This window comes from Streptomyces sp. NPDC028298, from assembly GCF_055565895.1.
The window spans coordinates 1,967,570-1,987,966 of the sequence record NZ_JBVHTL010000001.1; the positions used below are offsets into that span (position 1 = coordinate 1,967,570).

Here is a 20,397-nt window from a genome sequence, read left to right on the forward strand (position 1 = left end):
TCAGATTCCTTCGTACCGTCCCTTCATGGGCCTCGCCGCGTACGACCTCACCGGACGCACCGCTTTCGTCACCGGCGCGGCCGGAGGCATCGGCCGCGCGACGGCGGTCCTGCTCGCGGACGCGGGTGCCACCGTGCACTGCGCGGACCTCGACGAGCCGGGCCTGCGCGAGACGGCGAAGCTGATCGAGGGCCAGGGCGGCACGGCGCTCCTCCACCCGCTCGACGTCACCGACCGGGCCGGGCTCCAGCGGGCCGTGGCCGCGTGCGGCCGCCTCGACGTCATGGCGGCGATCGCCGGGATCATGCACAGCAGCCCGGTCCTGGAGACCCTGGACGAGGATCTGGACCGGGTCCTGAACGTCAACTTCAAAGGGGTCCTGTACGCCTGTCAGGAGGCCGCGCGCTCCATGATCGCGAACGGTGTCCGCGGCAGCGTCGTCACCATGGCGTCGGGCGCGATCGACTCCGGCGGTCCGGGCCTGCTGTGCTACAGCGCCGCGAAGGCGGCGGTCGTACAGCTCACGAAGACGCTGGCGACGGAGGTCGGTCCGCACGGCATTCGCGTCAACGCCGTGGCGCCCGGCTGGATCCGCACCCCGATGACCGACCGTCACGGTGAGCGCCAGGCTCACACCGAGGCGTTCATGGCGCGCCTGTCGCCGCTGGGCCGCGTCGGGGAACCCGAGGACATCGCCCACGCCGTGCTGTACCTGGCCTCGGACGCCTCGGTCTTCACCACGGGTCAGATCCTCCGTCCCAACGGCGGGGTCGCGATGCCCTGGTAGGCCGCCCGGCGGCCCGCCGGCGCCGGATCTCCCGCCAGCGCCCCCGCCAGTGCTCACGCCACCGGTCCGATCCGACGGCGCCGCCGGCCCGGGACTTCGGCACGCAGTGCACGGGCAGCAGGCTGAGTCCCCATCCGCCGGCGGCTATCGCCCCTTCGAGAACCCCCGCGTCGGGTGCCAGAGCGAGCCGGAGCACGCTGAACCACCACAGCGCACCGAGCACCAGACAAGCCCCCCTGCGCAACGTCCGCCCCGCCATGACACCTCCTCCGGCGCGGCACCGGGCCGCCGATCTCACGCGCGAGCAGGGCACACCGGCGGGATGCACGGGCCGGGGCCGGGCGGGGGGCGCTCAGCCGTTCTCCGCCTGGAACATCCAGTGGTGCTTCTCCAGGTCGGCCGTGATGGCGATGAGGATGTCCTGGCTCACCGGATCCGGGTCCGCGGTGACGGCCACCCGTTCCCGCATCCGCGTGATCACCGCGCCGAGCGCCTCCACGAGCGTCCGTACGGCGTCGGTGTCCTTGATCCAGCCGTCGGGGGTGTGTCCGACGCCGCTGCTCGACGCCACGGTCGCGGCCCGCCCGTCCGGCGGGACGCCCAGCGTCGAGGCGCGCTCCGCCACGGTGTCCGAATGCAGTCGCGCGACGTCCACGACCTCGTCGAGCTGGAGGTGGACGGACCGGAAGCGGGGCCCCACCACGTTCCAGTGGACCTGCTTGGCCACCAGGGAGAGGTCCACGAGATCGACCAGGGCACCCTGGAGCGCCTCGGAGACGGTCTTCAGGTCCGCCTCCGGCAGGGAGCTCTTCACGACGTACATCCGCATCCTCCGATCGACGACGACTCCGGTGGCCGGTCCGGCTGCCGCGGGCTCACGACGGCCGGCATCGGCTTCGCCGGGTCCCTCCACCATGGAGGCCGCGCCGGATACCGGCAAACGGGCCCATGAGGGACTTCGTGGCACACGAAAGCCCCGGCCCGGCTTCTCCGGATCTCCCCGGGGAAGCCCTGGCCGGGGCTTCGGTGATACGTCTCTCAGCTCGGGTTGCGCGAGCTGGTGAGCGTCAGGCGGCGACGACGTCGACCGCTTCGGCAGGCGCCTTGATCGTGACCCGTTCCGGTGGCACACCGGTCACCGATACGGAATTGAGCATCGGGCGACGCACCGGTGCGGGCACCGGTTCGGTGGCCGCAGCCGACTGTGCCAGCTCCGCGAGGGCGAGCTCGTCGCTCACTTCCCGCATGAGCTCGGACATCCGTACGTCCAGCGCGTCGCAGATCGCGGAGAGCAGTTCGGAGGATGCCTCCTTCTGCCCCCGCTCCACCTCGGAGAGATAGCCGAGTGAGACTCGGGCGGACGAGGAGACTTCGCGCAGAGTACGGCCCTGGCGCTGGCGCTGCCGACGCAGCACGTCACCCAGCAGGCGACGGAGCAGAATCATCGGTGGCTCCCTCCTCGGACCGCGTAGCCGCATCCTTCACGCCCCACCGTACCGCCTTGCGCCGCGGCCGTGCGGGGAGCGATGTCGTGTTCACTCAGGGCTGCAAACATCAAAACCCCCCGTTCTGTTCCGTATCCTGTGCCCGCTCATTCCCGGTCTGTTCGCCCGCGAGCTCCTGAAGGAGCACCGCGAGTACGCTGCGTACACTCTCCATACGGATTTCCGCCCGGTCGCCGTTCAACCGCAGCGGCACCACTTTCCCGCCGCGAACGGTGTCGGAGGGGCCTTCGAAGGGTCCGTCGACGGCCACGTAGACCGTACCGACCGGCTGTCCGTCCTGTGGATCGGGACCGGCGACGCCCGTCGTCGCGATCCCCCAGTCGGCTCCGAGCGCCGCCCGTACCCCGGCCGCCATCTGCGCCGCGACCTGCGCGTCCACCGCGCCGCGTTCGGCCAGAAGAGTGACGTCGACACCGAGCAGCTCGTGCTTCAGTTCGGTGGCGTACGCGGTCACGGAGCCGCGGAACGCCTTCGAGGCGCCGGGCACCGCGGTGATCTCCGCGGCCACCAGGCCACCGGTGAGCGACTCGGCGACGGCGAGCGTCTCGCCCCTCACCGTGAGTAGTCGCACCACTTCGGTGGCCGTGGGACTCACCGCTCGGCCTCCGCGGCGGCCGCACGCCGCTCGGCGATTCCGCGACGCCGCAGCACGACGGCCTGGCGCACGTAGTCGAGCCCGGTGACCACGGTCAGCACGATCGCGACGCCCATCACCCAGAACCTCAGACTGGCCAGCGCCCCGGTCAGCGGCAGGATGTACATCCCGACCGCGGTGCCCTGGGCCAGGGTCTTCAGCTTGCCGCCCCGGCTCGCCGGGATGACGCCGTAGCGGATCACGACGAAGCGCAGCAGGGTGACCCCGAGTTCACGCCCCAGGATCACGAAGGTGACCCACCAGGGGAGGTCGTCGAGGGCCGACAGGCAGACCAGCGCCGCGCCCATGATCGCCTTGTCGGCGATGGGGTCGGCGATCTTCCCGAAGTCCGTGACGAGGTTGTACGTGCGCGCCAGGTGACCGTCGAAGATGTCCGTGATCATGGCGACGGCGAAGGCCGCCCAGGCCCAGGCCCGCATGGCGGGGTCGTAGCCGCCGTCGGCCAGCATCAGCGCCACGAAACCCGGCACGAGGACGAGCCGGATCATGGTCAGGATGTTGGCGATGTTCCAGAGGCTGGCCTGGTTGACGGCCGCGGCGCCCAGTTTCCCGCCGCGAGGCGTCTTCGGGCCTCCGGGAGCGTCGGACGCCCCCGGGGCACCGGAGGTGCCGGGAGCGCTCGACGAGCCGGAGGCGCCGGAGCCGTGGGATGCGCCCGGAGCACCGGATGCGCCGGGGGCGCCCGTCGCGCCTTTGGCGCCCGGGGAGCCGCCTGCCGCGGATGCCGGGGCTCCGGTCATCTGGCCGCCTCCTCAGTACATGCGAGCGAGCCGAGGAGAAGCGGCTCGGCCACCAGGTCGACACCTTCCGTGCCGACCACCTTGGCCTCGACGATACGGCCGACGGTCAGACCCTCGCCGCTCGTGAACAGGACCTGGCCGTCCGTCTCGGGCGCCTGGTGCGCGGCGCGGCCGTACGCGCCGTCCTCGTCGTCGATGCCCTCGACCAGCACGTGCACGGTCTCGCCCACGCGCTCCTCCGCGCGCTGGGCGACCAGTTCCTCGGCGAGCCGGGACACCCGCGCCAGACGCTCGGCGACGACGTCCTCGTCCAGCTTGTTCTCGTACGTCGCCGCTTCGGTGCCCTCCTCGTCGGAGTAGCCGAAGACGCCGATCGCGTCGAGGCGGGCTCCGGTGAGGAAGCGCTCCAGCTCCGCGAGGTCGGCCTCGCTCTCGCCGGGGAAGCCGACGATGAAGTTGGAGCGCACGCCGGCCTGCGGGGCCTTGGCGCGGATGGTGTCGAGCAGTTCCAGGAAGCGGTCTGTGTCGCCGAAGCGGCGCATCGAGCGCAGCACGTCGGGCGCGGAGTGTTGGAAGGACAGGTCGAAGTACGGGGCGACGTTCGGCGTGGAGGTCAGCACGTCGATGAGCCCGGGGCGCATCTCGGCGGGCTGGAGGTAGCTGACCCGCACGCGCTCGATGCCGTCGATCTCCGCGAGCTCGGGGAGCATCGTCTCCAGGAGACGGATGTCACCCAGGTCCTTGCCGTACGAGGTGTTGTTCTCGGAGACGAGCATCACCTCCTTGACGCCCTGTTCGGCGAGCCAGCGGGCCTCGTTCAGGACGTCGCTGGGGCGGCGCGAGATGAACGAGCCGCGGAAGGAGGGGATGGCGCAGAACGTGCAGCGGCGGTCGCAGCCGGAGGCGAGCTTCACCGAGGCGACCGGGGATCCGTCCAGCCGGCGGCGCAGGGGCGCGCGGGGGCCGGAGACCGGGGCGACGCCTTCGGGGAGGTCGGTGGGGGCGCCGTGGCCGGGAAGGGCCACTTCCTCGCCGGCGCTCTGCCGCTCGGCCGGGCTGATCGGCAGCAGCTTGCGCCGGTCGCGCGGGGTGTGGGAGGCGTGGATGCCGCCGTTCAGGATGGTCTGGAGGCGGTCGGAGATGTCGGCGTAGTCGTCGAAGCCGAGCACGCCGTCGGCCTCGGGGAGCGCTTCGGCGAGTTCCTTGCCGTACCGCTCGGCCATGCAGCCGACCGCGACCACGGCCTGGGTTCTGCCGTGCCCCTTGAGGTCATTGGCTTCGAGGAGGGCGTCGACGGAGTCCTTCTTGGCGGCTTCGACGAACCCACAGGTGTTGACGACGGCGACGTCCGCTTGCTCGGCGTCCTCCACGAGTTGCCAGCCGTCCGCCTCCAAGCGGCCTGCGAGCTCCTCCGAGTCCACCTCGTTACGGGCGCAGCCAAGGGTGACGAGTGCGACGGTACGGCGTTCAGGCATGGGCTCAAGACTACTTTGTCTGGCCGACACCCCACGTCGACGGGGTTGGCCGATCTTGGCCGACCCCGTCGACGGTGTGCTACCGGGGCCCCCTATCCGACCTGCGGGTCGCCCTTCGTGTACGTCAGACGCTCCACGGCGCCCGGCTGGAACTGATCCTCGATCTTCTTGCCGTTGACGAAGAGCTGGATGGCTCCGGCGTCACCGAGGATGAGGTTGATCTTGGAGCTGTCCTGGAAGGTCTTCGACTCGCCCTGCTTGAGCAGCCCGTCGAAGAGCATCCGCCCGTTGTGGTCCTTGGCGGAGATCCAGCTCCGTCCGTCCGCGGCGCTGACCTGGACGGTCACCTTGTCCTGCGGAGCGGCCGCGATGGCGCTGTCGGAGGGTTCGGGCTTCGGGTCGGCGGGCTTGGTGGCGGTCGCGGACGGCGCGGCGGACTTCTTGGTGGTCGGCGTGGACCCCTCGGCGACCTGGGTCTTGGAGTCGTCGCCGGCGCCGCCGCCCTTGACCATGGTGAACCCGACGAAGCCGATCACCGCGACGATCGCGGCGACCATGGCGGCCGTCCAGTTCGGCCCACGGCGCTCGGGGCGGATACGTTCCGCCTCGAACAGCGGGGCGGCGGGCGTCGGCGCGGGACGGCCGCCGTGCTCGGCGTCGTACTGCGCGAGCAGCGGAGCCGGATCGAGCCGGACGGCGCGGGCCAGGGTGCGGATGTGCCCGCGCGCGTAGACGTCGCCACCACAAGGGGCGAAGTCGTTCTGTTCGATGGCGTGGATGATCGTGATACGGACGCGGGTGGCGTTGCTGACGTCGTCGACGGTCAGATGGGCCTCGATGCGTGCCTTCTGAAGGGCACGTCCGATCGAGAGCCGTTCGGCCGCAGGGTCGTCTTCGAACGGACGCTCGTCTTCGGGGGAGTTGCCGTCAGGTGAGTTGACGATGGACACGGGGGCGCCTTTCGAGCGTGTAGCCACCTGTGCTGGAAGTACAGTCTAGGGGGGGTACGAAAGGGTGGGGCAACCGGACGGTGGGACTTTGTACGCCATCAGAATGGCCGGTCATCCTGATATAGGGACATGGTGGCGTCCCTTCGCTCAACTTGACGTGCGACAAGGCGAAACGGTTGCCCACCGACTCCTTACGGGTGAGTCACGTTCACATATCAGCCGGGTGCGGAACATGACGTTCCGCCATCCGCCCGACACCACCGCCGCTCCCTGAGCGACCGCCACGCGCCCTCCGCGCCGTTGCCGGCTGCCCGTCCCCCCTCGCCGGGGTTCCGGGCGGTGTCGACCCGGACCGGTCCGAACGGCACCGCCTAGGCTTCTGCTTCCCCGCGCATCACGGCCAACACCCCGTCCAGCTCGTCGGCCTTCACGAGGACGTCACGCGCCTTGGAACCCTCGCTGGGCCCGACGATCCCGCGCGACTCCATGAGGTCCATGAGCCGGCCGGCCTTGGCGAAGCCGACGCGCAGCTTGCGCTGGAGCATCGAGGTGGACCCGAACTGCGTGGAGACGACCAGCTCCGCGGCCGCGCACAGCAGATCGAGGTCGTCGCCGATGTCCTCGTCGATCTCCTTCTTCTGCTTGGTGCCCACGGTGACGTCGTCCCGGAAGACGGGCGCCATCTGATCCTTGCAGTGCTGCACGATCGCCGCGACCTCGTCCTCGGTGACGAAGGCGCCCTGCATACGCGTGGGCTTGTTGGCCCCCATCGGCAGGAAGAGTCCGTCGCCCTTGCCGATGAGCTTCTCGGCACCGGGCTGGTCGAGGATGACCCGCGAGTCCGCGAGGGAGGACGTGGCGAACGCCAGCCGGGAGGGGACGTTCGCCTTGATCAGACCGGTGACCACGTCCACGGACGGCCGCTGGGTGGCGAGCACCAGATGGATGCCGGCCGCGCGCGCGAGCTGCGTGATGCGCACGATCGAGTCCTCGACGTCGCGCGGCGCGACCATCATCAGGTCGGCGAGCTCGTCCACGATCACCAGGAGGTACGGGTACGGGGTCAGCTCGCGCTCACTGCCCTCGGGCAGCTTGACCTTGCCGTTCCTGATGGCCTCGTTGAAGTCGTCGATGTGCCGGAACCCGAACGCCGCGAGGTCGTCGTAGCGCAGGTCCATCTCCCGGACGACCCACTGCAGCGCCTCGGCGGCCCGCTTCGGGTTGGTGATGATCGGCGTGATGAGGTGCGGGATGCCCTCGTACGCGGTCAGCTCGACGCGCTTGGGGTCCACGAGGACCATCCGCACGTCCTCGGGGGTCGCCCGGACCATGACCGAGGTGATCAGGCAGTTGATGCAGGACGACTTGCCGGAACCGGTGGCTCCGGCGACCAGGACGTGCGGCATCTTCGCCAGGTTGGCCATCACGTAGCCGCCCTCGACGTCCTTGCCGAGCGCGACCAGCATCGGATGGTCGTCCTCCGCCGCGTCCGCGAGCCGCAGCACGTCACCGAGGTTGACCATCTCGCGGTCGGTGTTGGGGATCTCGATGCCGACCGCGGACTTGCCGGGGATCGGGCTGATGATCCGCACATCGGGGCTGGCGACCGCGTACGCGATGTTCTTGGTCAGCGCGGTGATCCGCTCGACCTTCACGGCGGGGCCGAGCTCGACCTCGTAGCGGGTGACCGTCGGCCCGCGCGTGAAGCCGGTGACGGCGGCGTCGACCTTGAACTCCCGGAAGACGTTCTGCAGGGAGGCGACGACCGCGTCGTTGGCGGCGCTGCGGGTCTTGCCCGGGCCACCGCGCTCCAGCAGGTCGAGGGAGGGCAGGGAGTAGGTGATGTCCCCGGAGAGCTGGAGCTGCTCCGCGCGCGGGGGCAGTTCGCGCGGCGCATCGGGCGCGGCCTTGGTGAGGTCGGGCACGACCTGCTCGGCCGGCAGGGTCTCCTGCTTGGGCCGCTTGGCGCCCGGGACGGCCTTGGCGCGGGCCGCCGGTACCGGCGTCGTCTCCTCGTACCCGTCGCGTTCGACGCTGACGCCCTGCGTCAGATCGGCGACCAGGGGCGAGGGCGGCATCCCGTGCAGCACGGCACCGTCCAGCGCCGCGGCGGCGGCCGCCGCGACGTCCACGGCGTCCATCGGACGGTTCATGTCGGGCTGCTGCGCACCGGGCCGCCTGGGGCGGCTACGGCGCCGGGTGAGCGCCTCCTGCTCGGCGCTGTCGGGGTCGTACGCCTCGGGGGCGCGCGAGCGCCCGCCGGGGCGCCCGGCGATCCCGTCGCGCCACTGCTCGTCGTAGCGCTCCTCGTCCTCGCGGAACGCGTCCTCGTCGAAGTCGGCCTGGACGATGCCGAGCTTCTGGCCGAGCAGCCGCAGCCGCTGCGGAATAGCGTTGACCGGGGTCGCGGTGACGACGAGCAGTCCGAAGATCGTGAGCAGCACCAGGAGCGGTACGGCCAGGACGTCGCCCATCGTGTACGTCAGCGGGGTGGCCGACCCCCAGCCGATGAGTCCGCCGGCGTCCCTTATCGCCTGCATCCCCTCGCTCCGCGCCGGCGAACCGCATGCGATGTGCACCTGCCCGAGCACGCCGATCACGAGCGCCGACAGACCGATCACGATCCGTCCGTTCGCGTCGGGCTGCTCGGGGTGCCGGATGAGCCGCGCCGCGATCACGGCGAGGAGTATCGGGACGAGGAGGTCGAGGCGGCCGAAGGCGCCGGTCACCAGCATCTCGACGAGATCGCCGACCGGACCGCGCAGATTGGACCACGTACCCGCCGCGACGATCAGCCCGAGGCCGATGAGCAGGAGCGCGAGCCCGTCCTTGCGGTGCGCCGGGTCGAGCCCCTTGGCGCCGCGCCCTATCCCGCGGAAGGCGGCTCCGACGGCATGGGCGAGGCCCAGCCACAGGGCGCGTACGAGTCTGTACACGCCCGCGGTCGGGTTGGGCGCCGGCGCGGGGGCGGGCTTCTTCACGGCGGCCCTCTTGGCGGGCGCCTTGCCGGCGGCCGCCTTCTTCGCGGGGGCCTTTTTCGCCGGGGCCTTCTTCACCGGAGCCTTCGTCGGAGCGGCCGCCTTCTTCGCGGGCGGCTTCTTGGCTGCGGACTGACGTGAGGCCATGTGTGTGAGGTTACCGGTGGAGACGACAGCGGACACGTGTGCCCAGTGCTTCACCCGATCGTGTCGCCGTTGCGGGGAGCGGAACTGACGCTTCCTCAAAGCGCCGCGGGCGTTCCCTCACGCCGCGGCGGAAGTCCTCTGGCTGTCTGACGCGCCGTCCGGCACGCCCGTGCGGACCTCAGCTCTGCGAGGGCAGCGAGGGTGCCCCGCTGCCGGTGCCCGGCTCCAGCGCGTCCAGCGCCCTGCGCAGTCCGGTGAGTTTGCGCTCGAGATGCGCCGCGGTCGCCACGGCCGCCGCGTCGGCGGAGTCGTCGTCGAGTTGCTTGGACAGCGCCTCGGCCTGCTCCTCGACGGCCGCGAGCCGCGCGGAGAGTTCGGCGAGAAGTCCGGCGGGCTCCTTGGCCTCACCGAGCGCCGCCTTGCCGCCACCCTCGAGCTGGAGCCGCAACAGGGCCGCCTGCTCACGAAGTTGGCAGTTCTTCATGTACAGCTCGACGAACACCGAGACCTTCGCGCGCAGCACCCACGGGTCGAAGGGCTTGGAGATGTAGTCCACGGCACCGGCCGCGTACCCCCGGAAGGTGTGGTGGGGGCCGTGGTTGATGGCGGTGAGGAAGATGATCGGGATGTCCCGGGTCCGCTCCCGCCGCTTGATGTGCGCGGCCGTCTCGAATCCGTCCATGCCGGGCATCTGAACATCCAGCAGAATGACCGCGAAGTCGTCCGTGAGCAGCGCTTTGAGCGCTTCCTCCCCGGACGATGCCCGAACCAGTGTCTGATCGAGCGCGGAGAGGATCGCCTCCAGCGCCAACAGATTCTCCGGCCGGTCATCGACCAGGAGGATCTTGGCCTTCTGCACCATGGCCCGCCCTCCTCGCCCCGGCATGGGGCCTCCCCTGTCCGCAGGACTAGGGGAAGCGCCGGGCGCCGCCCCTGGGGACGACTCCCTTGCGCCGTCCGTCCTTGTGCCGGTCATGCTAGCCGCACCCCGCCCGTCGCCACACCCTGTCACCGTGATGTCACTGTGCACGTAGCAGAAACGCGGCAGGGGACCAGAAGGTTCCCCGTATCCCGTGCTTCTACACGGCTTCGGGCACAGTCCGTCATCCGACGCCGGGCCGCCGGAAACGGCCGTGCCGCACGGTGTACCGGTGCCCGGCACACCGTGACGACCCGCGTCGCTCCTTCGAGTGTGTCACCCCTCGCGCATCCACTGCGCCATCACCGACAGCAGGTGATCGGGATCGACCGGCTTGGTCACGTAGTCGGAGGCACCCGACTCGATCGCCTTCTCCCGGTCGCCCTTCATGGCCTTCGCCGTCAGCGCGATGATCGGCAGGCCCGCGAACTGCGGCATCCGCCGGATCGCCGTGGTCGTGGCATAGCCGTCCATCTCGGGCATCATGATGTCCATCAGAACGACCGTCACATCGTCGTGCTGCTCGAGGACCTCGATGCCCTCGCGGCCGTTCTCCGCGTACAGCACCGACAGTCCGTGCTGTTCGAGGACGCTGGTCAGCGCGAAGACGTTGCGGATGTCGTCGTCGACGATCAGCACCTTCTCGCCCTCGAAGCGGATGCCCCTGCCCCGCTGCGCTCCCGCGTCCTGCTGCCCCGCGGCCGCCCAGGGCTCCTGAGCGGCGCCCGCGGCACCGTCCTGCTGCCCGGAGACGTCCGCGCGCTGCTCGGCCGCGGGCAGCGCCCTGCGGCGCCTCCTGAACAGCGCGGCGGGCCCGTTCTGGGCGTCCTGGTACGACTTCACCTCGGCCGGCATCCCGATGCTGTGCAGTTCACCCTCCGAGGCCAGCAACTCCCCCGCCTCCAGCGCCGGGGCGAGCTGCCCGTACCCCTGAGGCGGCAGTTCGCTGGGGTGCAGCGGCAGGTACAGCGTGAAGGTGGAGCCGCGTCCCGGCTCGCTCTGGGCGTAGATCTCGCCGCCGAGCAGCCGCGCGATCTCCCTCGAGATGGACAGCCCGAGGCCCGTACCGCCGTACTTGCGGCTCGTCGTGCCGTCCGCCTGCTTGAAGGCCTCGAAGATCACCCGCATCTTGCTCGCCGCGATCCCGATACCGGTGTCGGTCACGGAGAACGCGATGAGGTCCGCGTCCGCGTCCCGCAGCGACCCCGACTCCAGGAGCTGCTCCCGGATGGCCACCGGCACGTCGGCCCCCGCGGGCCTGATCACCAGCTCGACCGCCCCGGAATCGGTGAACTTCACCGCGTTCGACAGGAGGTTGCGCAGCACCTGGAGAAGGCGCTGCTCGTCGGTGTGCAGCGTGGCGGGCAGCTCCGGCGAGACCCGTACGGAGAAGTCGAGCCCCTTCTCCGCGGTCAGCGGACGGAAGGTCGCCTCCACGTAGTCGACGAGCTGGACCAGCGCGATGCGGGTCGGCGACACGTCCATCTTGCCCGCCTCGACCTTGGACAGGTCGAGGATGTCGTTGATGAGCTGGAGCAGGTCGGAGCCCGCGCCGTGGATCGTCTCGGCGAACTCGACCTGCTTGGGCGTGAGGTTCGTGTCCGCGTTGTCGGCGAGCAGCTTGGCCAGGATCAGCAGCGAGTTGAGCGGCGTGCGCAGTTCGTGCGACATGTTCGCCAGGAACTCGCTCTTGTAGCGCATGGAGACCGCGAGCTGTTCGGCGCGCTCCTCCAGGACCTGCCGCGCCTCCTCGATCTCGGTGTTCTTGACCTCGATGTCGCGGTTCTGCTGGGCCAGCAGCTCGGCCTTGTCCTCCAGCTCCGCGTTCGAGTCCTGGAGCGCCTTCTGCCGGTTCTCCAACTCCGCCGAACGCTCCCGCAGTTGCTCGGTGAGCTCCTGCGACTGCCGCAGCAGCACCTCCGTCTTGGTGTTGACCGAGATGGTGTTGACGCTCGTCGCGATCATCTCCGCGATCTGGTTCAGGAAGTCCTTCTGGATCTGCGTGAAGGGCGTGAACGACGCCAGCTCGATGACACCGAGCACGGTTCCCTCGAAGAGCACCGGGAGCACGATGACCTGCGCCGGAGGCGCCTCCCCCAGCCCGGAGGAGATCTTCAGGTAGCCGCTCGGCGCGTTCTCCACGAGGATCGTGCGCTTCTCCTGCGCCGCCGTCCCGATCAGCGCCTCACCCGGGCGGAACGAGGTGGGCATGGAACCCATCGAGTAGCCGTACGACCCCAGCATCCGCAGCTCGTACGCCTCCTCGTCCTCCGTACCCGCGTCCGCGCCGTCGACCAGCGGCATCGACAGGAAGAACGCGCCGTGCTGGGCGGAGACGACCGGCGTCAGCTCGCTCATGATCAGCGAGGCCACGTCGTCGAGATCACGGCGGCCCTGCATCAGCGCCGAGATGCGGGCGAGGTTGCCCTTCAGCCAGTCCTGCTCCTTGTTCGCGATCGTGGTGTCGCGCAGGTTGGCGATCATCTTGTTGATGTAGTCCTGGAGCTCCTGGATCTCGCCGGAGGCGTCCACGTCGATCTTCAGGTTCAGGTCACCGCGGGTCACCGCGGTCGCCACGCGCGCGATGGCGCGCACCTGCCGGGTCAGGTTCCCGGCCATCTCGTTCACCGACTCGGTGAGGTCACGCCACGTGCCGTCGACGTCCCGGACCCGCGCCTGACCGCCCAACTGCCCCTCGGTGCCCACCTCGCGGGCCACCCGGGTGACCTCCTCCGCGAACGACGAGAGCTGGTCGACCATCGTGTTGATGGTGGTCTTGAGCTCCAGGATCTCGCCGCGGGCGTCGATGTCGATCTTCTTGGTCAGATCGCCCTTGGCGATGGCCGTGGTGACCATCGCGATGTTGCGCACCTGGCCGGTCAGGTTGGACGCCATGCCGTTCACCGACTCGGTGAGGTCCTTCCACGTCCCCGCGACTCCCGGGACGTGCGCCTGACCGCCGAGGATGCCGTCCGTACCCACCTCGCGGGCCACCTTGGTGACCTGCTCGGCGAACGAACTCAGCGTCTTGACCATGGTGTTGAAGGTGTCGGCGAGCTGCGCGACCTCACCGCGCGCCTCGATCGTCACCGTGCGGGTCAGGTCGCCGTTGGCGACGGCCGCCGCGACCTGCGAGATGTTCCGCACCTGCATGGTCAGGTTGTAGGCCATCAGGTTGACGTTGTCGCTCAGGTCCTTCCAGATGCCCGTGACACCGGGCACCCGCGCCTGACCGCCCAACTGGCCCTCGGTGCCCACCTCGCGGGCCACCCGAGTCACCTGCTCCGCGAACGACGAGAGCTGGTCGACCATCGTGTTGACGGTCGTGACCAGTTCGAGGATCTCGCCCCTGGCGTCGACGGTGATCTTCTTGGACAGGTCGCCCATGGCGACCGCGGTCGTGACCTCGGCGATGTTGCGCACCTGGATGGTCAGGTTGTTGGCCATGAAGTTCACGGACTGGGTGAGGTCCTTCCAGGTGCCCGAGACACCCTGCACCTCGGCCTGCCCGCCGAGGATGCCCTCGGTGCCCACCTCGCGGGCCACCCGCGTCACCTGCTCGGCGAAGTTCGAGAGCTGGTCCACCATCGTGTTGAGGGTGTTCTTCAGCTCCAGGATCTCGCCGCGCGCGTCCACGTCGATCTTCTGCGACAGGTCACCACGAGCCACCGCGGTCGCGACCTGCGCGATGTTGCGCACCTGGGCGGTGAGGTTGCCGGCCATGCCGTTCACCGAATCGGTCAGATCGCGCCACACACCGGCGACGCCGGGCACCTGCGCCTGACCGCCCAGCCGGCCCTCCGTACCCACGTCACGGGCCACCCGCGTCACCTGGTCCGCGAACGCGGAGAGCTGGTCGACCATCGTGTTGATGGTGTTCTTCAGCTCCAGGATCTCGCCGCGCGCGTCCACGTCGATCTTCTGCGACAGGTCACCACGAGCCACCGCGGTCGTCACCTGCGCGATCTGCCGCACCTGCGAAGTCAGGTTCCCCGCCATGAAGTTGACGGAGTCCGTGAGTTCCTTCCAGGTACCGGAAACGCCGTCCACCCGGGCCTGGCCGCCGAGCCGGCCCTCCGTGCCCACGTCACGGGCCATCCGCGTCACCTGGTCGGCGAAGCTCGAAAGCTGGTCCACCATGGTGTTCACGGTGACCTTCAGCTCCAGCATCTCGCCGGCCACCTCGACGGTGACCTTCTGCGACAGATCACCGTTGGCGACCGCCGTGGTCACCTGGGCGATGTTGCGCACCTGACCGGTCAGGTTCTGGAACGCCGTGTTGACGGAGTCGGTCAGGTCCTTCCAGGTGCCGGCCACTCCCGGGACCTGGGCCTGGCCGCCCAGCTCACCCTCGACACCGACCTCGCGCGCCACGCGCGTGACCTCGACACCGAACGACGAGAGCTGGTCGACCATCGTGTTGACGGTGTTCTTCAGCTCCAGCATCTCGCCGGCGACCTGGACACTGACCTTCTGCGACAGGTCACCGTTGGCCACGGCGGTCGTCACGGCGGCGATGTCGCGCACCTGGGTCGTCAGATTGCGGAAGACGGTGTTGACCGAGTCCGTGAGGTCCTTCCACGTTCCCGCCGCCCCCGGCACGTTCGCCTGACCGCCGAGCCGGCCCTCGCCGCCGACCTCGTTGGCGACACGGGTGACCTCGTCCGCGAACGTCCGCAGCGTCTCGGTCATCTGGTTGATCGTCTCGGCGAGCTGGGCGACCTCACCGCGCGCGGAGACGGTCACCTTCTGCGACAGGTCACCGCTCGCGACCGCCGTGGTCACCTGCGCGATCCCGCGCACCTGCGCCGTCAGGTTGCCGGCCATCAGGTTCACCGAATCGGTGAGGTCCTTCCACACGCCGGCCACACCGGGCACCTGCGCCTGACCGCCGAGCTCACCCTCCGTGCCCACCTCGCGAGCGACGCGTGTCACCTCGGAGGAGAAGGAGGACAACTGGTCCACCATCGTGTTGACGGTGTTCTTCAGCTCCAGCATCTCGCCGGCCACATGAACGGTGACCTTCCGCGACAGGTCGCCCTTGGCGACGGCCGTGGTCACGAGAGCGATGTCACGCACCTGGGCGGTGAGCCGGTACGCCATCGTGTTGACCGAGTCCGTGAGGTCCTTCCACGAACCGGACATGCCACGGACCCGCGCCTGACCGCCCAGCTTGCCCTCGGTGCCCACCTCGCTGGCCACGCGGGTGACCTCGTCGGTGAACGTCGAGAGCTGGTCCACCAGATTGTTGACGGTCCGGCCGACCTTCAGGAACTCACCGCGCAGCGGATGCCCGTTCCCGTCCGCCGCCTGCGCGCGCAGGTCCATGCGCGGCGACAGATCGCCCTCCGCGACAGCGGACAGTACCCGGCCGACCTCGGAGACGGGTCGTACGAGATCGTCCACCAGCGCGTTCGACGCGTCGATGGCGGCCGCCCAGGCGCCTTCGCCCGCGCCCGCCTCCAGCCGCTCCGTGAGCTTGCCCTCACGGCCCACCACGCGCCGTACCCGCGACAGCTCACCCGTCAGATGCAGATTCCGGTCCGCGACCTCGTTGAAGACAGCCGAGATCTCGGACATCACGCCGTCACCGGAAACAGTGAGCCGCTTGCGGAAGTTGCCGTCCCTCATCGCCACCAGGGCCGTCAGCAGCCGGTTCAGGGCCGCCGTGTCCACCTCGGTGGTGCCGGTGCGCGGTGTGCGCCCGCTCTTCAGGGACTGTCCGCCTTTCGCGCGCGTCCTACCGCCCCGCGTCGCTGCGCCAGACTCCACTGTGTCCCTCCCGCAAGGGTCGACCAATACTGCTCGGCGTACTCGGGTACTTCTTTTCGTGGTGCGCGGGAGGCATGCGACCTGCCCGGACCTTCTCCTGGAGCCTGCCCAGTGTTTCACCCCGGCCGAACCAGGCCATAACAGTTCGGCAGCTTCGCACATCGTCCGCACACCCGCGGGACAATCCTTCGGCCCCGGTCGGAGGCAATCACACGCACCTGTCCGAACGGAACACCGCACTCTTCAAGACGGAAACACCCGTGACCGGCATCCGCAGGGGCCGCAGAGGTAAGTAACCTTGCAAGCGGCTGTCCAGCCGTGCCGGTCCCGTCCGGCCTGGGCGGTGGCACGAGTACGAGCGGGCAGGCATCGGAGGGGCACCGCACCATGACCACCGGACTGCATCCCGGGGAGACACCCCAGGATCCCCGGCAGACAGGGCACCACGCTCTGCCCACGCAGGAGCGGGCCGGCCACGGAACCCCGCACGCCACCGACGACCGGACAAGGAGTTCTGTGATCACCGCGCGCGCGGCCGCCAGTTTCGAACCCGTGGGACGGTCCGTCGCGACCGCCCGCTCGTTCGTCCGGGACACTCTCCAGGGCTGGGGCTTCGCCGACATCGTCGACGACGCCGTCGTTCTGACCAGCGAGCTGGTCACCAATGCCGTCGTGCACGCGGGCACCTCCGCCGATGTCCTGTGTCTGCGCAGCGACGACGGCGTGCGCATCGAGGTGGCGGACCGCTACCCGGAACGTGAGATTCCACTCCAGGCCGCGGCCATCAACATGGGAAGCCCGGACCGCGAGGGCGGCCGCGGCCTCCAGCTCTGCGCGGCCCTGGCCCGCCGCTGGGGCGTCGACTACACGCCCACCCACAAGCAGGTCTGGTTCCAGCTCGACCTCCCCGAGCGCGCGATCGGCACCCGCGCCGCCGGCCCCTCGCTGCCCGCCGACCTGCTCCCCCTGGCCGACGGCCGCGTCCGCGTGGCGGTCGTCCAGATCGACCGCACCGGCGCCATCAACGCCTGGAACGAGGACGCCGAGGAACTCTTCGGCTACGCGGCCGAGCAGGTCACCGGCAAACCGCTCACCGACTTCGCGGCCTGGCCGCACACCCCCGGCACCGGCACCGGCATCGTCGAGGCCCTCCAACTCTCCCGCTGGGAAGGCAGTTACGGCGTCCGCTGCGCCGACGGCCGCGTCACCCCCGTGTACGCCTCGCACCTGCGCGTCCGCGACACCAGCGGCGAGCCCTCCACCGTCTGCCTCCTCGTACGCGACCACGAACGCGCCGTCCTGCAGACCCCGTTGCGCGGACCCGCCTCCGACTCGGGCTCCCACACCGAGGGCCAGGCCACGGATCCGTTCGAGGTCTTCATCGGATCGCCGGCCCCGGACGACCTCGACGGTCTCCTCCAGCGCACGGTGGAACGCGCCCGCGACATGCTCGACGGCGACTCCGCCTTCCTGCTCCTCGCCACCGACGACGAGACGGAGTTGGAGGTGCGCGCCTCCACGGGCCTGCCCTCCGCCCGCCAGCGCTTCGCCCGCGTCCCGGTCGAGGCGGGCCCAGGACGCTACGGCTCGGCCCGGATGCCCGCCGTCCACGAGGACCTCACCCTCGTCCCCGGCGCCGTACCGCTCCTCGGCGGCACCGGCATGCGCTCGGTCGTCACCGTCCCGCTCAAGGTCGAAGGCCGGCTGACCGGCTCCCTCGGTGTCGCCGCCGAATCGCCGGGACGCTACTCCAACGAAGAGGCCCTGCGCCTCCAGTTCGCCGCCGACCGCATCGCCCTGGCGGTGGAATCGGCCCGCCTCGGCGAGCTGGAACGCCTGCGCCGCGGCTCGCTGTCCTTCCTCGTCGAGGCCTCGGACCTGCTCGCCGGCACCCTGGACCGCGACCAGACGCTCGCCCTCATGGCCCAGATGACGGTCCCGACCCTGGCCACCTGGTGCGCCGTGTACACGATCGCCGACCAGGCCTCCGATCCGTACCTCTCGTACGTCCTGCACGAGGACGAGGAACTCATCGACGGCCTCAAGGCGTTGCTCTCCAAGGTCGCCCCGCCGGACCCGGTGCCCACCCCGGGCGCCCGGGTCTGGTCGGCTCCGGCCGCGGCCGCCCACGACGCCGCCCTCCGCACCTCGATGCGCAGCCTCGGCCTCGGCGGGCAGACCTCGGTGAGCTCCGGCATCGGCCCGACCCTGGCGACGGCCGCGGCGGTCGGCGGCGAGACCGTCGTCCTGCCCCTGGTCGCCCGCAACCGTGTCATCGGCATGCTGACCCTCGGCAAGCCCTCGGACGAGCATTTCCGCCAGGAGATCCTGGAGTTGGCCGAGGACCTCTCCCGACGGGCGGCTCTCGCCCTGGACAACGCACGCCTGTACTCGGAGCGCACGGCCATCAGCCAGTCCCTCCAGCGCAGCCTCCTGCCCCCCGAACTCCCCCAGATCGAGGGCGTCGAGGTCGAGGTCATCTACCGGGCGGCCGGCGAGGGCAACGAGGTCGGCGGCGACTTCTACGACCTCTTCCCCATCCGTGACGGCGCGTACGGCTTCGCCATCGGCGACGTCTGCGGTACGGGCCCGGAGGCGGCGGCGGTCACGGGCCTGGCCCGGCACGCACTGCGCCTGCTGGCCCGCGAGGGCTACGGCGGCCCCGCGGTCCTGGAGCGGCTGAACTCCGCGATCCTCGACGAGGGCGCCCGCAGCCGCTTCCTGACCCTCCTCTACGGCGAGTTGTGGCCCCAGGAGGACGGCAGCGCCGTCCTGAAGGTCGTCTGCGCCGGCCATCCGCTCCCGCTGCGCCTGCGCCAGGACGGAACGGTCGAACCGGCCGCCGAACCGCAGCCGTTGCTGGGTGTCATGGAGGACCTGGAGCTGTACGAGCAGAGGGTCACGCTCGATCCGGGCGATGTCCTGCTGTGTGTCACGGACGGTGTCACGGAGCGGCGCGAGGGCACCCGCATGCTCGGTGACGACGGCCTGGCGGACGTCCTCACCACGTGCACGGGGCTGACGGCCGGCGCGGTCGCCGCGCGCATCATGCGCGCGGTCGAGCGCTTCGCCTCCGACGCCCCGTCGGACGACATGGCGATCCTGGCGATGCGTGTCCCCGGCCTCCCCACGGACTGAGTACCCCGGGAGGGACGGACGCTCCTGGGACCCGGGTCCCGGGAGCCGAGGTCCGTCGGCCGGATATACCGGAAACGCGAAAGGCCCCCGCCCACAAGGGCGGAGGCCTTTTCTTCTTGAGCCCCCCAACGGAATCGAACCGTTGACCTTCTCCTTACCATGGAGACGCTCTGCCGACTGAGCTAGGGGGGCCTGTCGCTTTTGAGGTTTCCCTCGCGGCAACAAGAGAGATCATACCCTGAATTGGGCCGTGCTCCCAACCAGTGCGGCCCTGATCAGAAGGCCGGTTGCAGCAGTCCGCCGAGCGCGTTGCACGCGGAGACGATCCGCTGCATCTCCCGCTTCGTCAACGTCCCGTCCACAGGCAGCGAGAGGGTCTCGTCGGCGGCCCGCTCGGTCTCGGGGAGGTGTACGTCCCTGCGGAACCCGGGGAGGCGGTGCACCGGTGTCTTGACCGGCACGCGGCACTCGACTCCCCTGGCCCGTACGGCCGCTGCGAAGGCGTCACGGTCCGGACGTCCGTTGCCGGGGACCCGCACCACGTACTGCTGGTAGGTGTGTCCGTCACCGCTGACCGGCGTGCGGACGCCCCTCAGCCGGCCGTCGAGGTAGGCGGCCCGCTCCCTGCGCTGCGCGATCTCGTCGTACGGCGCCTCGGACTCGCCCTGTTCCAGCACCAGCACCTCGTGCCGCTGCCCCAGCTCCCGCAGCCGCGTCAGGTCGGCGGTCCGCCCGAAGCGGTGCACGACGACGAGCGCCGCCGTCCGCGGGGTTATGACGGCCTCCACCGCGTCGGGGGCGAGGCAGTACGTCACCGGGTCTATGTCGGCGAAGACGACGGTGGCGCCGGCCTGGATGACGGCGTCGGCGACCTCCACGTTCCCGAAGGCCGGGACGACGACCTCGTCACCGGCACCGACGCCCGCGGCGGTGAGCATGGCAGCAGTACTCATGATGGGGATATTGGTCGCGTAACGTGAACTTCAAGTGACGTCAAACAAAAAAGAGCTGGTCCCCGAACCGAAGTTCGGGGACCAGCTCTCTAAATTTAGTTCGGCGGCGTCCTACTCTCCCACAGGGTCCCCCCTGCAGTACCATCGGCGCTGTGAGGCTTAGCTTCCGGGTTCGGAATGTAACCGGGCGTTTCCCTCACGCTATGACCACCGAAACACTATGAAACTGTCAACCGGAGCCGTGGCCAAACGGCTACGACGGTTGTTCGTGGTTTCAGAACCAACACAGTGGACGCGAGCAACTGAGGACAAGCCCTCGGCCTATTAGTACCAGTCACCTCCACCCGTTACCGGGCTTCCAGATCTGGCCTATCAACC

General features: G+C 69.9%; 13 protein-coding genes, 1 tRNA gene and 1 rRNA gene. 2 read left to right on the forward strand and 13 right to left on the reverse strand.

All coding sequences use genetic code 11. The features are described from left to right. The first annotated feature begins 25 nt into the window (after positions 1–25). Entirely contained in the window at positions 26–787 is a 762-nt protein-coding gene (locus ACZ4TO_RS08475; RefSeq protein WP_382794335.1) for an SDR family NAD(P)-dependent oxidoreductase, read from the forward strand. Here ACZ4TO_RS08475 and ACZ4TO_RS08480 read toward each other — a convergent pair. The 10 genes from ACZ4TO_RS08480 to ACZ4TO_RS08525 form a co-directional block, all read right to left on the reverse strand. After that, a complete protein-coding gene (locus ACZ4TO_RS08480) occupies positions 735–1,046 on the reverse strand; it encodes a hypothetical protein (protein ID WP_468023757.1) in 312 nt (103 codons plus the stop codon). The genes ACZ4TO_RS08475 and ACZ4TO_RS08480 overlap by 53 nt on opposite strands. A gap of 93 nt (positions 1,047–1,139) precedes the next feature. After that, the gene (locus tag ACZ4TO_RS08485) at positions 1,140–1,610 is read right to left on the reverse strand and encodes a Dps family protein (RefSeq protein WP_382794341.1); all 471 of its coding nucleotides are present in this window, start codon (positions 1,608–1,610) and stop codon (positions 1,140–1,142) included. Between the two features lie 244 nt (positions 1,611–1,854). Then, positions 1,855–2,232, reverse strand: a complete 378-nt coding sequence (locus tag ACZ4TO_RS08490) for a helix-turn-helix domain-containing protein (protein ID WP_037620346.1) — start codon at positions 2,230–2,232, stop codon at positions 1,855–1,857. A gap of 109 nt (positions 2,233–2,341) precedes the next feature. Then, positions 2,342–2,887 (reverse strand): CinA family protein, encoded by a 546-nt coding sequence (locus ACZ4TO_RS08495; RefSeq protein WP_382794345.1) that lies wholly within the window; start codon positions 2,885–2,887, stop codon positions 2,342–2,344. Then, positions 2,884–3,687, reverse strand: a complete 804-nt coding sequence (gene pgsA / locus ACZ4TO_RS08500; RefSeq protein WP_382794348.1) for a CDP-diacylglycerol--glycerol-3-phosphate 3-phosphatidyltransferase — start codon at positions 3,685–3,687, stop codon at positions 2,884–2,886. Before pgsA ends, ACZ4TO_RS08495 begins: the two co-directional genes overlap by 4 nt. Further along, complete coding sequence (gene rimO, locus ACZ4TO_RS08505; RefSeq protein WP_382794351.1) at positions 3,684–5,162, reverse strand: 30S ribosomal protein S12 methylthiotransferase RimO; 1,479 nt, start codon at positions 5,160–5,162, stop codon at positions 3,684–3,686. The genes pgsA and rimO overlap by 4 nt, the downstream gene beginning before the upstream one ends. 92 nt (positions 5,163–5,254) lie before the next feature. Then, on the reverse strand, positions 5,255–6,112 hold the full coding sequence (locus ACZ4TO_RS08510) for a helix-turn-helix domain-containing protein (RefSeq protein ID WP_382794354.1): 858 nt from the start codon (positions 6,110–6,112) through the stop codon (positions 5,255–5,257). Positions 6,113–6,483: 371 nt separating this feature from the next. After that, the gene (locus ACZ4TO_RS08515) at positions 6,484–9,237 is read right to left on the reverse strand and encodes a DNA translocase FtsK (protein ID WP_382794357.1); all 2,754 of its coding nucleotides are present in this window, start codon (positions 9,235–9,237) and stop codon (positions 6,484–6,486) included. A gap of 178 nt (positions 9,238–9,415) precedes the next feature. After that, a complete protein-coding gene (locus ACZ4TO_RS08520) occupies positions 9,416–10,099 on the reverse strand; it encodes a response regulator (protein WP_365869116.1) in 684 nt (227 codons plus the stop codon). A 333-nt stretch (positions 10,100–10,432) separates the two neighbouring features. Continuing rightward, positions 10,433–15,928, reverse strand: a complete 5,496-nt coding sequence (locus ACZ4TO_RS08525) for a HAMP domain-containing protein (RefSeq protein WP_468023758.1) — start codon at positions 15,926–15,928, stop codon at positions 10,433–10,435. 387 nt (positions 15,929–16,315) lie between these two features. Between ACZ4TO_RS08525 and ACZ4TO_RS08530 the strand changes: the two genes are divergently transcribed. Further along, positions 16,316–19,066: a SpoIIE family protein phosphatase gene (locus ACZ4TO_RS08530; protein WP_382794365.1), complete on the forward strand. Its 2,751-nt coding sequence runs from the start codon at positions 16,316–16,318 to the stop codon at positions 19,064–19,066. A gap of 119 nt (positions 19,067–19,185) precedes the next feature. Here ACZ4TO_RS08530 and ACZ4TO_RS08535 read toward each other — a convergent pair. From ACZ4TO_RS08535 to rrf, 3 genes are all read right to left on the reverse strand, one after another. Then, positions 19,186–19,258: transfer RNA gene (locus tag ACZ4TO_RS08535), tRNA-Thr, on the reverse strand. A gap of 83 nt (positions 19,259–19,341) precedes the next feature. After that, on the reverse strand, positions 19,342–20,004 hold the full coding sequence (locus ACZ4TO_RS08540; RefSeq protein ID WP_382794384.1) for a DegT/DnrJ/EryC1/StrS family aminotransferase: 663 nt from the start codon (positions 20,002–20,004) through the stop codon (positions 19,342–19,344). A gap of 113 nt (positions 20,005–20,117) precedes the next feature. Then, a 5S ribosomal RNA gene (rrf, locus tag ACZ4TO_RS08545) occupies positions 20,118–20,234 on the reverse strand. Between the last annotated feature and the right edge of the window lie 163 nt (positions 20,235–20,397).